Raw genomic sequence first — 12,316 nt, forward strand, 5'->3', positions numbered from 1 at the left:
TGAGTACTATAAATTGCCAGATAACCGACGGCTTCTATAGGGCTTAAACGCTCAGCATGTTACACTAGAGCGATAACATTGCCATTTTTGACCACGATTATTCTTTATGGTCTATTTATGCTTTATAAGTGCAATCTGTTTTTTTATGAAGTGCTTCGACTAAATATTGTCAGAGACTTTACTATATAAATTTGTTATGAATAATGATGCTATGACTACCAATTTACCCGCGAATCAATCTACTGAAGATTCATCAATGACAAACTTATCAACGCAAGGTTCACCTGTGCCAGAATCAACGATACCCAACGAATTATTAACCACCAATAAGCAGTTTGACGAGCATATGGACGACGAGCATGTGTCCGAAGACTTGTCAGATGATGAGATGCTTCATGATGAAGACGACCATGGCGATGATGAGGCTTCGGTCGCAGGGCAAGCTGTGCCTGTCGTGATTGATGTGATGCACACGGTTACAGAAGATGAAGCAGGTTTGCGTATTGATAAGCTGGCATCAAAGATATTTACTGATTTTTCACGTGTCCAGTTACAAGGCTGGGTCAGCGATGGCAGCTTACTTTATAACGGCAGCGTACAAAAACCCAAGGTTCGCGTCAAAGCCGGTGATATGTTGCATCTGTCGACGACTTTAGAGCAGCATAGTGAGGATCAGCCAGAAGATATCGCAATCGATGTGGTTTATGAAGATGATGATGTATTGGTCATCAATAAGCCCGTCGGTATGGTGGTACATCCAGGCGCCGGCAATCAAACTGGTACTTTGGTCAATGCGCTTCTATACCACTATCCTCAGCAGCACCATTTGCCGCGAGCAGGCTTAGTCCACCGTATTGATAAGGATACCTCAGGGTTATTATTGATTGGTAAGACCAAGCCCGCCCAGCTTGCGCTGATGGAGCAGCTAAAAGACAAGTCAGTTTATCGTCATTACCAATGTGTGGTCGCTGGCGATGCGGCAAGCTTATCGCGCCATCGCCGTATTGACGCGCCAATCGGACGCCATCGTAATCAGCGTACCAAAATGACGGTAATGACGGCAGGGCGCGAAGCTGTGACCCATTTATTGAATGTGACTGCGCTGAACGACAATTATTGTTTGCTCGATATCGGGCTTGAGACGGGTCGTACGCATCAGATTCGTGTGCATCTAAGTCATATTACTTATCCTATCGTCGGTGATAGAGTCTATGGCGGTCGTCGTCAGCTGCGTGCTGGACTAACAGAAGCACAGCGTCAAGCGATTAATAGCTTCCCCCGTCAAGCACTTCATGCTTATACGTTGGGTTTTGTTCATCCAACGACTGGTGAAGACATCGAAGTCACCACCCCGATGCCTGAAGATATGCAGCAGCTCATGGCAGTATTAAGTGACAATTATGATGAAGAGTAAGCATTGATAGATAAGCACTGATAAATAAATGCTATAAAAACGTTTGATTAAAACGGTATATCCGCTATGAAAAATACGCTTCCCCTGACATTGCTAGCGCAGCTTGATGATGTGGCTGTGTTTCAAACGGCCGCTTTTTCTGCTATAGACGGCTCAAGTACGGATATAGCTGGGTCCAAAATAGCTCAGCAGCCACATGAGCGACTGCAAGCAGATTACGGCGAGCTGAACTTGGGTCTGCATGTCAATGATGATGCAAGTTCAGTATTAAACAATCGGATGCATGTGCTTGCTGCAATAAATGAGCAGTTGATAGCGCAGCAAAACCTACCCATGCATAGCGTTCCTGTCAAAGCGCTACATTGGGTTAATCAAGTCCATGGTAATGATATCTATGATATCGACGCCACTACGCTAAGTATGGCACCCGTGGCAGCTGATGCTATGGTGAGCAGGCAAGACGGTACTGGGCTTGCCATAATGACAGCTGATTGTGTGCCGATTGTTTTATATCAGCCAGCAACGGGACAAATAGCGGCTATTCATGCAGGCTGGCAAGGGTTAGCGTGCGGTGTGATTAAGGCAACTGCTGAACGCTTTCATGATAGCGGTCAGATTATGGCATGGATAGGTGTTTGTATCAGTCAGGATAATTACGAAGTCGATGGCAATGTTCGCGATAAGTTATTGGCAGGTTGTATTGCGAATAACGCCTTGATGGCAGATGCGATAAAGAATTTTGATCAGCGCTATGTGATAGCGTCACGTGCTAGTGAGTCAATGATAACAAGTACAGCAGATAAGTTATCAGACCAAGGAACGATCTGTGCAGAAACCTATGCAGAAAAGATTAAAATAGATTTGCCAAAAATTACTACTGATCAATTGGTCGCAGCAGGGATTGTCATTGGCAATGAGTCCTCTATCCCTTGTAGCTATGCGGGCGGCCATTACTATTCTTATCGACGTCAAACCCATTTGCAGCAACCTGCGACAGGGCGGATGGCCTTGATTATTATCCGCAGTGCTTCTATATAGTTATTAAATTAGGGTAATTAGAATATAGTTATTTAAAATAGTTGCCACCGTATGATAAAGGTCTCTTTTTATCATCCATATCCATGGTCGTCAGCCTAACGTATTATTTTATTATTTATAGCCATTATTAGAGTTTATATGAATACATCTGTTACACCGTCCATTGTACCGCCTCTTGATGAGTCTGCTCCTAGCGTAGCCAACATATCAATGGCTGTAATTTATCATAGCAACTATGGTCATACTAAGCGCGTCGCCGAGGCCATCGTGACGGGCGCGCGGCAGCAGCTGCCTGAAGTAAGCGTCAAGGCGGTTGATGTCAATGATGTCGATTGGGATTTTTTAGATCAAGCAGACCTGCTGGTTTTTGGTAGTGCGGTATATATGGGCAGTGTGACAGCAGGTTTTAAAACCTTTATGGATGCGACATCGAAGCGTTGGTATCATGGTAAGTGGCAAGGCAAATGGGCGGCTGGTTTTGCCAACTCAGGTGGGCTTAGCGGCGATAAGCTTGCCGTACTACAGCAGATTTGTCTTTATAGCATGCAGCATGGCATGAACTGGATAGGATTGCCACTCAGACCGACTGGTCATGAGCCTCATGATCTTAACCGTTTATCGAGTAATTTGGGTTTGATGACCCAGTCGCTTGATGGTCCACCTCAAGAAACACCAGGCGCAGGCGATATAGATACAGCGATTTGGTTTGGTGATCATCTGGCAAAAACCATCATCAAACATCAACCTATCGTCGATTCCAAATAAAATAGATACGCTATTAGGCCATATCGTTTTAATACTAAATTCACTATACTTCACAAAAGTCCAAAAACTATTGATGCAGTAGTAAATACCAAAAAGCAGATATCAAATAGATATCTGCTTTTTTATTATTGGCTGTTTATAGCGCTTTTAGTGCTCGCTATTTTCACCAGTCATATCCGTAACTGAAACTGTTTTGACCAATAGGTTTTTGCTCGGAGCATTCTTGACAGGAATCGGGCTTTCGACAAACTGAAACGACTGACAACCTGTCATAAACAAAACGGCTATAAATATATAGGGTAGGGTTAATGACTTCATAATGATGTCTCAATAGGTAAGCGGTAACGGTAAAATAGCGCTCATCATAACCAATGTACAAGATTGTGCAAGAGATTATCTCACGATAAGTGGCAGTCGTAGGCACTATGAGAAGTATTTAGAATTGACGTTATGTATCCATTATGTACAGTCGAAACCAGTTGGGATGAGCCATTAACCTCATGGACTAGCCACAATTGATTCACAATTAATATTTATAATTATGCAACGATCCATTTTTATAGTTTTACTCCTTGTTTTATAAAGTATTTATTATTTATATAAATTTATAATATAAAAAAGTATAGCTGGTTATTAAAAAATATATTCGATTATTTCTCTTTTTAAGTTTTGTAAAAAAATGATAGCAATGCGTTATTATTCAAGTAATAGAGGGGAAATAGTCTTACAGTAGTGAGGGTATACGGACATTATTTAGCAAGGATTTATAAACAGAGGCTTTATCACTGTTTTACCTTGCCCTGATAATAGCAAATAACAATGATAAAAATTTTGAACGACAGTGGATGTTATGCGCAGCAACCATAAAAATATATGAGATGTTAGCGAGATGAGGGAATTATGAAGCGATTTTCTATGATGTTATCGATGCTTGCCATTAGCATTGCTTCCAGCACTGCCATGGCTGACGACACAGGTTATACGAATACAACTTTACCCAATGCTACTTTACCTAATATCAGTCCCGCCAATAGCGCCCTCGTTAATCGAGGCGCCTATATTGCTCGGGCAGCGGACTGTATGGCGTGTCATGGTGAGGACTATACTGGCGGTACGGCAATAGAGACGCCCATGGGGGAGGTTTATTCTACCAATATCACGCCCTCCAAACGTTACGGCATCGGAAACTATACCGAAAAAGATCTAACAAATGCCCTACAAAAGGGCCGTGCGCCAAGTCATATGTTATATCCGGCGATGCCATATCCTTCTTATAGTGGCATGACAGAAGAAGACATCAGCGCGCTATTTGCCTATCTGCAAACCGTACCAGTAGTAGATGAAGCGCCACAGCACAAAACTGATTTGCCGTTTCCATTTAATATTCGTGCGCTCATGCTCGGTTGGAACTTTCTAAATGTTCCTTCTACTGAGGGGCGTGATGGTCTCAATGAGACGCAAAAGCGCGGTGAGTATCTGGTTAACAATCTAGAGCACTGCGGTACTTGTCATACGCCGCGTAACAGTACCATGGGCTTCGATAAAAAAATGTATTTATCTGGCGCGCAGCTCGGGCACTGGTACGCGCCCAATATTACCCCTGATGAGTCGAGCGGTATCGGTAGCTGGAGTGAGCAAGATATCATTACTTATCTGCGCACAGGCGAGCTTGATCAGCGCGCTTATGCTGGTGGTCCAATGGGTGAGGCGGTCGCGCACAGCACTCAGTATTTAAAGCAAGAAGACTTAAGTGCGATAGCCGCTTATCTAAAAGCAGTACCCGCCATTCAAACCGATGATAAGGTATCTGCCGTCGATGTCTCACGTTTGCCAACTCGTGTAAACGAGTCTATCACCCATGATTTACTTGCGCAAAAAGATTATTTGGCTCAAGCAAAGACCGCTGTGAGCAAGGGCAGCAATTCACCAGAAGCTTTGTATTTGGCAACATGTGGTAGCTGTCATGGCGTAGACGGGTATGGGCAACCTGATGCACAGTATTCACCCATCGTAGGCCTAAGCAGTCTGCGCCGTGATAAGCCTGATGTGCTCGTCAACATGATTTTGCATGGGGTCGTTGGCAGCACCAATACGTCACCGATTATGCCAGCCTTCTCTGATGAGCTGAGCAGCGAGCAAATTGCCAGTATCGCCAACTATGTACGGGTAAGCTTTGGCGGTCTTGCAAGCAGCGATGTCAGCGCTGCCGATGTCGAGCGTATCGCTGCCACGAGTGCCGAAAAGCCATTGTTAATTAAATATGCAGGCTTACTGGCGATATTGGGTATCCTCATCGCTATTGCTGTCATTATATTTATTATTCGAGCCATCATACGCTCTAAGCGCCGCCATTGATGTAGGTTATACTTTTTACCAAGCAGCGTAGATACAACTATTACAACACTAGATACTGATTATAAGACAAGGAGTGGGGCACTAGGATAAAGCGCTATTATTTGGCAACGAAATACAGTAGAGACAAATAAGCCAAATACAGTGATAAAGAGGCGCTTACATCCTGCACCCCTGTCTACTTTAAGGATATTATTATGAAAGACATGCTTCAATCGCCCACACGCCGCCAATTGCTCTCGATGATTGGTAAGACAGCGGGCGCAACCGCCATGTATCAAGCAATGACGACATTAGGCTTTGCCTCAGAGTCCAGTTTTAAAGAGACCATGGATCTTAAAGGCGCCCCTGCTGGCGCGAGTATTGTCATTCTTGGTGCTGGTCTTGGAGGATTGACTGCTGCTTATGAGCTGCGCAAAGCGGGCTACAATGTCAAAGTGCTCGAATTTCAAAACCGTGGTGGCGGTCGTAGCTGGACACTAAACAGCGGTGATAAATATACTGAGCTTGGCGGCGAAGAGGTCACCTGTGATTTTGAACAAGGCAATTACTTCAATGGTGGACCATGGCGTCTGCCAAGCCATCACTATGCTGTCTTTCATTATTGTAAGCAGTTTGGTGTTGAGATGCAGCCCTTTATCCAAACCAATGACCGTGCTTATTTGCACCGTACTACGCACTTTAATGGCGTGCCGCAGCGTTTGGGCGACATCAAAAATGACATTCAAGGGCATGTGGCAGAGCTATTATCAAAGTCAGTCAACGTTGGTGGTCTTGACCGTTCAGTCAATACTGAGGATAAAGAAAAGCTACTAGAAGGATTAAAAGGCTGGGGTGTACTCGATAAGGATTATCGCTACCGTGCCAGCAACGAGACCACCAAACATCGTGGCTTTAGTGTGTTTCCAGGTGGTGGACTGATGCCAAACGAAAAGCCGTCAAAACCGTTACCAATCAGTGAGATATTGGATTCAGGTATGTGGGCGGATATTTATAGCAATCATATGACCTATGGACATCAGCCAACCATGTTTCAGCCGGTAGGCGGTATGGGTAAAATTGGTGATGCCTTCACTCGCGAGTGCCGCGATATGATTGAGTTCAATGCCAAAGTCACTAAGATTCATCAAGATGATACGGGCGTTACCGTTGATTACGTAGATAGTAACAGCCCCGATGGCGCAACCAAAACCATTCGAGCGGATTGGTGTGTCTGTAATATACCTTTGACGGTATTAACTCAGCTGGATATCAATGTCTCAAAGCCGATGAAACAAGCGATGGCAGCAGTTCCTTACGATACTTCTTATAAAGTTGGTTTGGAATTTAACCGCCGCTTTTGGGAAGAGGACGAATGGATTTATGGTGGCTTAACCTATACCAATATGCCGATTACCCAGATTGCTTATCCTTCAGAAGATATGTTTAAGACAGGCACAGGTGTGCTGTTAGGTGCCTATGGGTTTGGAGCGACTTCTTATAAATTTAACACCCTAACCCCGCAAGAGCGTATCAACGTAGCGCTTGCTTATGGCAAATATATCCATCCGCAGTATCCAAAAGAATTCCGCGCCGGAACATCCGTTGTCTGGCACCGTATCCCATGGACACTCGGCTGCTATGGTATTTGGAGTGAGTCGAGTCGTGAGCAGCATTACGATAACTTGTGTAGCATAGACAACCGTATTGTGTTGACCGGTGAGCATTGCTCGCATATCCCTGCTTGGCAGGAAGGGGCTATATTATCTGGTATGGATGCCGCAAAACGCTTGCATAAAAAAGCAAAAATGCTGGGTTAAATGCGGCGCTAATAAAGATGATAATTATAAATTCAGAGACTGGTATGGATACTATAATCATGAAAACACCCATCATGAAAAATATGAAACTTAAAATGCTGATGTTTATGCTGTTGAGTAGCAGCTCAGTATTATTAGGCTGTAGTCAAGAAGCTGAGGACGTGGAGACGATAGCCAGCAAGCATGATGCTGCGCAAGTAGTTGACTATCAAGCAAGTCGCAATACAGGCAGCTGGGGCGCCGTCTATATGAGCCGTGACGAGCTAAAAGCGCAGCCTGTCAATATCGTCGATGACAGCTCACTACCCAATATGGAAAATGACCCCAGTCTTAATGAATGGGAAGCAAAGTTTGAAGGGTCCAATGCCTTTGTGACAACGGATGGTAAAAAGCTTTATCATTATTCTTGTGCCGGCTGTCATATGCATAAAGGTGAGGGCGCTTATGGTGCAGGTTATTATCCGCCGCTGGCTAATAACAGCAAAATGCAGTCAAAATATTACATCATTGATATTCTCATCAATGGTTTTCGCGGTATGCCATCTTTTCATATGATGATGAATGATGAGCAAATGGCAGCAGTGACACAGTATGTTGTCAGTGACTTAAATGGTTACACTGATACAGTGACCGCTGAAAACGTGGCCAAGCTAAGACATGCCAATCCGCCAGGCTATGATCCCAGTGAATAGTGTTGCTGTGAACAATGTTTCCTTAGAATAAAAGCTGTTCGATTTACTCTCCTATAAAAAAGCGCCCAATCATCGATTGGGCGCTTTTCTTGGTTAAGACATTACGAATTTCTAGCTCTATCTAGGACTGGCTGACCAGACCGGTGAGCGAATCGTACCTTGGCCAGATTTGCCAAAGGCTTCGCCGCCATTTAAGGATTTGATGGTCAGTACGCCTTTACCGCCTTGCTTTGAAGCATAAACGACACGTTTACCATTGGGCGAAAAGCTCGGTGCTTCATCAATACCGGTATTGCCCAAATTGGCAGTGACTGCGCCGCCGCTATTCATAACCGCTGCTGAGCGCCCATTTAAAAAGGCAATCTAGGTGCCATCACTACTAAATTGCGGACTGGTTGCGTAACCACTATTTGACACCTTGGTGATGCGCCCTGAACCAAATTCATAACGATAAATTTGCGGCTTATTAAATCCAGCTTTGTCAGAGACAAACACAAAGGATCTGCCATCTGGTGCGTAGCTTGGCTGTACTTCACTGCTTGGCCAATTGGTCAGTCGTCTTGGTTGACCGCCGCTGGCACTCATCTCATAAATATCAGCACTGCCTTCAAAGCTACTAGAAAACAGTATTTTGCTGCCATCTGGTGAGAACGAAGGACTTAAGTTGCTACCAGGGAATGGGGTCAATGGTGTAGCACCGCCGCCGCTCACGCTTTGTACATAAATGACCGGGTACGATTTGTCACGCTGTACTGCGTAGGCGATACGATTGCCATCGGGTGACCAAGCTGGAGAAAAGATAGAGCCTGCAACCTCAGTAATGGTTTTGGCGTTTTCGCCATCGGCATCCATCACCTTTAAGCGCGATACTTTTGCTTTACCAGTGCCAGTTTCTTCAATATAAGCAATGCGCCCTGAGAAATCACCTGGAATGCCGGTAATCAGCTCATAGACTTTATCCGCGATGACGTGGCCAGCATAGCGCATGCTGTCTTTGTTATTATCAGCGGTTAACGTTTGTTTGCCTTCGATCACGCGTCCTGTTTTAACCTCAATCACTTCATAATCGGTCACCACTTTACCGCGGCTACTGCGCGTGCTACCCACGACAAGATAGGGGATGCCCATACTTTGCCATACCGGTAATGTCCCTGCCAGCTCACTGCTACTGCGCGGCTGCTGTGGCAGATTTTGACTGGTGACTTTGAGCTCAGTTTTACTTAAGTCATTGACAATAATAGGTGACAATACGCTATCACCAGCAAAAGGCACAAACGCCACTTGGTTTTGTTGCACAGGAATATCGTAATCCAGTTCTAAAACGACAGGCGCTGCCAACACACTGGGCGCGATAAGTAAGCTTGTGGCGCTAGTAATTAAGGAGATGAGTAGTTTTTTATGAGTGCGCATGAGTAAGTTAAGCTCCTAAAACAGTATGAGTGTTATTTTTATAGGTTATTAGTCCGTCATAAAGATAAGGCAGTGCCTTCTACAGTACAAGCTGTTTAAGGTAACGTTATCAATAATATAAAACATGAGCAACTGATTAATTGCTGCCTTTAAACTGAACGGTAAAGGTAGGATATTTTGGATCGTCAGCATCGATTGGTAAGCTGCCAGTATTTAGTACGGCTTGTTTGGCGGCTTCATTAACCGCCTCATCCGGTCCTGAGGCAGTGACATTGGTGATATTACCGCTGGCATTGACCGTAATTGTGAGCGTCGCACGCTGGGTTGAGCCCTTTGCGGCAGTCGGTGGGTTATAGTTACGTCTGATAAGGTTAATGATTTCACTATTACTAGCACCGCGACTGCCACCTGACGCTGAGCGGCTGTTGCCTTTTGTAGGGCTTGAGGTGGTGCTATCACCGGATAAAGTTGACTGCCCATCGTTTGATAGACTCAAAGTTTGACCTGAACCACTAGAGCCGCCCGTATTGATTTCTATATTTCGGTCGGTGGCAGTTGGGCGCTTAATTTTAGGTGGATTATTTTGTTTATTACGAAAATCTCCAAGCCTTTTTTGTTCTTCAATCAGCTGCTGTCGTCTTTCCTTCTCGATTTGGTCATGCTCTTCTAAGACAGACTCGTCTAATCGCGCGGCCCACTCAGCCATACTGCGCTCATACTCTTGATTTTGTTCAAGTAGGCGTTGATGCTGCTCCTCACTCATGAGCATTGGACTGGTAGCGGACTCATCTGAGCGTGTAAAGACAGGCACTTGCTGAGAGTTTGGTTGAGCAGGATTTGGAGTGCTGACGCTACCATCAAAGGCTTCGGTTGGCATAGCGGTGCTACTTGCGCCACTTTCTGCTTGCATGGCACTGGCTGCTGCGGCGCGATTGGCAAGGATTTGACCTTGCATCTGCGCCAACTGTTCAGGAGATACCATAGTGGTTTCAAGACTGCCTGCAGTCTCAACGTCCATATTTTGATAGGTATAGATAAGGATGCCAATGACAAGACCATGTGCCAGCAAACTGAGCAGCGTGGGTAAAGTTAGCCCATTGCCTTCGGGTTCGGTTGGTACATAAACGGTTGGAGCCTTGTGCATGGTCGTGATACTCAAAAACGTGATACTAAAAGATCAGCTGCATCAGCTTATCTGCTTTATTATAATCGCCTACACCAAAAAGACTGTTTCTTGACAGTATAGAATCTTTAAACTGCTGGTGTAGGCAATGGTGCACCGGTTAATAGCCCGACCTTTTGGATACCAGCTTGCTGCAATGTTGCCATCAAGGTCATGATAGCGCCATACTGATTGTTTTGGTCAGCATTAATCATTACTTGTACGGGTTGTGCACCGGCATCGCTGCTCTGGCTTTGCAAAGTCGACAGGATATCAATCAGCTCAGGCTCACTAACAGGTAGGTCAACATTGCTCTCATAACTGATAAAGATCTCGCCGTTACCCGTTAAAGATACAATGACGGGTAGCTGGCTTTGACTCATGGTGTTGGTTTGCTCTTTTGGCAAGTCAACATCGACGCCAGTAATTAGCATCGGCGCGGTCACCATAAATATCACCAGCAGCACCAGCATGACGTCGATATAAGGAACAACGTTCATCTCCGCATTCAGCGCTTTTTTCTCACGGCGATAGGGGCTTTGTTTCATAGACCAGCCACCTGAGTACCCTGATTGGCTTTGCTTACTTGAGTGCTAGGCTGCGGGCTTTCGTTACTGGTTTCGCGCTGGAGCATACCGGTCATCTCATCACAGAACAGAGCACGTGAGTCATATAAACGGCCAGATTTGGCGGTAAAGTGGTTATAAGCCAATACTGCAGGAATCGCAGCAAACAAACCCATAGCGGTGGCAATCAGTGCTTCAGCGATACCCGGTGCCACAGCAGCTAGGGTCGCCTGCTCGTTTTGTGATAAGCCCAAAAAGGCATTCATGATACCCCAAACAGTACCAAACAGACCGACGTAAGGCGCAACAGAGCCGATACTGGCAAGCGTTGTCAGTCCTGATTCCAAAAGTAGCTGCTGACGACCTAGACCAACCCTTAATTTGCGCTCAACGCCATCGATGATGTCATCCTTTGGTTGGCGTTTTTTATGCATTCTTAAATATTCAGAGAAGCCAACATAGAAAATCTGCTCAAGTCCTTGGCGCTCAGGTGAACCTTGAATACCTTGATACAATTTTGCCAAGTCCTCACCCGACCAAAACCATGCCTCAAACTGTTGGTCAAAATTTCTAGCAGTGCCAAGACGTGCACTCATACGAAAGATAATCACCCAACTGAGTAACGATGCTAATAATAGTAGCGCCATGACAATCTGAACCAGCAGGCTCGCTTGAGTAATAAGGTCGATAATATTTAAGGATTCAGGCATGTAAAGGACTCATGGATAATTAATAATAGTCATTAAAATAGGGTGCTCATATTAACCCCCTAGTGTACTGCTAATCTTGGTAAATATCATTAATAATGTGTTAATTACATACTGAGTCATTTTTTTTGTAAAATTTATGGTGACAGAGCGATTATTTTATAATATTGTCCATATGGTCAACTATTTTTTGCTCTTTCACTGAAAAGTTCATTGCACTCATTGAAATTATCTATTCAGTTTCATAAAGTGTTATGATTTGTTGCTGTAATTTTTCACAGTGGTTTTATTTTTGGCAAATATTGTGTGGCTAAAGGATTAAAAACATCATCTTCAACCGTAGTTTATAAGCGTCATTTACAGTCGCAATTTGGAAGCGTCATTTATCGTCGCTATTTAGGTGTATTTTTT

At 44.6% G+C, this 12,316-nt stretch carries 12 protein-coding genes; 6 read left to right on the top strand and 6 right to left on the bottom strand.

Annotated features, from left to right (window positions below):
* Positions 1-256 precede the first annotated feature (256 nt).
* The 3 genes from ABYU67_RS01860 (at position 257) to ABYU67_RS01870 (ending at position 3,217) form a co-directional block, all read left to right on the top strand.
* The gene (locus tag ABYU67_RS01860; RefSeq protein ID WP_372843313.1) at positions 257-1,414 is read left to right on the top strand and encodes an RluA family pseudouridine synthase; all 1,158 of its coding nucleotides are present in this window, start codon (positions 257-259) and stop codon (positions 1,412-1,414) included.
* Positions 1,415-1,480: 66 nt separating this feature from the next.
* Positions 1,481-2,452, top strand: a complete 972-nt coding sequence (locus tag ABYU67_RS01865) for a polyphenol oxidase family protein (protein ID WP_372843314.1) — start codon at positions 1,481-1,483, stop codon at positions 2,450-2,452.
* 138 nt (positions 2,453-2,590) lie between these two features.
* Positions 2,591-3,217: a flavodoxin family protein gene (locus tag ABYU67_RS01870; RefSeq protein ID WP_372843315.1), complete on the top strand. Its 627-nt coding sequence runs from the start codon at positions 2,591-2,593 to the stop codon at positions 3,215-3,217.
* Positions 3,218-3,364: 147 nt separating this feature from the next.
* On the opposite strand, the gene ABYU67_RS01875 is transcribed toward ABYU67_RS01870, so the two are convergent.
* Positions 3,365-3,535: a hypothetical protein gene (locus ABYU67_RS01875; protein WP_372843316.1), complete on the bottom strand. Its 171-nt coding sequence runs from the start codon at positions 3,533-3,535 to the stop codon at positions 3,365-3,367.
* A 582-nt stretch (positions 3,536-4,117) separates the two neighbouring features.
* Here ABYU67_RS01875 and ABYU67_RS01880 point away from each other — a divergent pair.
* The 3 genes from ABYU67_RS01880 to ABYU67_RS01890 all read left to right on the top strand — a co-directional run bounded on the left by ABYU67_RS01880 (position 4,118) and on the right by ABYU67_RS01890 (position 8,060).
* The gene (locus ABYU67_RS01880; protein WP_372843317.1) at positions 4,118-5,572 is read left to right on the top strand and encodes a cytochrome c; all 1,455 of its coding nucleotides are present in this window, start codon (positions 4,118-4,120) and stop codon (positions 5,570-5,572) included.
* A 194-nt stretch (positions 5,573-5,766) separates the two neighbouring features.
* The gene (locus ABYU67_RS01885) at positions 5,767-7,368 is read left to right on the top strand and encodes a flavin monoamine oxidase family protein (RefSeq protein WP_372843318.1); all 1,602 of its coding nucleotides are present in this window, start codon (positions 5,767-5,769) and stop codon (positions 7,366-7,368) included.
* Positions 7,369-7,412: 44 nt separating this feature from the next.
* Complete coding sequence (locus ABYU67_RS01890) at positions 7,413-8,060, top strand: cytochrome c (protein ID WP_372843319.1); 648 nt, start codon at positions 7,413-7,415, stop codon at positions 8,058-8,060.
* Between the two features lie 117 nt (positions 8,061-8,177).
* Here the strand turns inward: ABYU67_RS01890 and ABYU67_RS01895 are convergent, their stop codons facing one another.
* From ABYU67_RS01895 to tolQ, 5 genes are all read right to left on the bottom strand, one after another.
* Positions 8,178-8,390, bottom strand: coding sequence for a hypothetical protein (locus tag ABYU67_RS01895; protein ID WP_372843320.1), 213 nt, complete (start codon positions 8,388-8,390; stop codon positions 8,178-8,180).
* A 33-nt stretch (positions 8,391-8,423) separates the two neighbouring features.
* Positions 8,424-9,470: a translocation protein TolB gene (locus ABYU67_RS01900; RefSeq protein ID WP_372843321.1), complete on the bottom strand. Its 1,047-nt coding sequence runs from the start codon at positions 9,468-9,470 to the stop codon at positions 8,424-8,426.
* Positions 9,471-9,606: 136 nt separating this feature from the next.
* Entirely contained in the window at positions 9,607-10,629 is a 1,023-nt protein-coding gene (locus ABYU67_RS01905) for a cell envelope integrity protein TolA (protein ID WP_372843322.1), read from the bottom strand.
* A 92-nt stretch (positions 10,630-10,721) separates the two neighbouring features.
* The gene (gene tolR / locus ABYU67_RS01910) at positions 10,722-11,180 is read right to left on the bottom strand and encodes a protein TolR (protein ID WP_372843323.1); all 459 of its coding nucleotides are present in this window, start codon (positions 11,178-11,180) and stop codon (positions 10,722-10,724) included.
* Positions 11,177-11,908, bottom strand: a complete 732-nt coding sequence (gene tolQ / locus ABYU67_RS01915) for a protein TolQ (protein WP_372843324.1) — start codon at positions 11,906-11,908, stop codon at positions 11,177-11,179. Before tolQ ends, tolR begins: the two co-directional genes overlap by 4 nt.
* Between the last annotated feature and the right edge of the window lie 408 nt (positions 11,909-12,316).

Source organism: Psychrobacter sp. (assembly GCF_041554015.1).
Classification (GTDB): domain Bacteria; phylum Pseudomonadota; class Gammaproteobacteria; order Pseudomonadales; family Moraxellaceae; genus Psychrobacter.

Coding starts and splice junctions, on each gene's coding strand:
- ABYU67_RS01885 (WP_372843318.1), top strand. CDS start 5,767: ATGAAAGACATGCTTCAATCGCCCACACGCCGCCAATTGCTCTCGATG.
- ABYU67_RS01865 (WP_372843314.1), top strand. CDS start 1,481: ATGAAAAATACGCTTCCCCTGACATTGCTAGCGCAGCTTGATGATGTG.
- tolR (WP_372843323.1), bottom strand. CDS start 11,180: ATGAAACAAAGCCCCTATCGCCGTGAGAAAAAAGCGCTGAATGCGGAG.
- ABYU67_RS01900 (WP_372843321.1), bottom strand. CDS start 9,470: ATGCGCACTCATAAAAAACTACTCATCTCCTTAATTACTAGCGCCACA.
- ABYU67_RS01860 (WP_372843313.1), top strand. CDS start 257: ATGACAAACTTATCAACGCAAGGTTCACCTGTGCCAGAATCAACGATA.
- ABYU67_RS01895 (WP_372843320.1), bottom strand. CDS start 8,390: ATGAATAGCGGCGGCGCAGTCACTGCCAATTTGGGCAATACCGGTATT.
- ABYU67_RS01870 (WP_372843315.1), top strand. CDS start 2,591: ATGAATACATCTGTTACACCGTCCATTGTACCGCCTCTTGATGAGTCT.
- ABYU67_RS01890 (WP_372843319.1), top strand. CDS start 7,413: ATGGATACTATAATCATGAAAACACCCATCATGAAAAATATGAAACTT.
- tolQ (WP_372843324.1), bottom strand. CDS start 11,908: ATGCCTGAATCCTTAAATATTATCGACCTTATTACTCAAGCGAGCCTG.
- ABYU67_RS01875 (WP_372843316.1), bottom strand. CDS start 3,535: ATGAAGTCATTAACCCTACCCTATATATTTATAGCCGTTTTGTTTATG.
- ABYU67_RS01880 (WP_372843317.1), top strand. CDS start 4,118: ATGAAGCGATTTTCTATGATGTTATCGATGCTTGCCATTAGCATTGCT.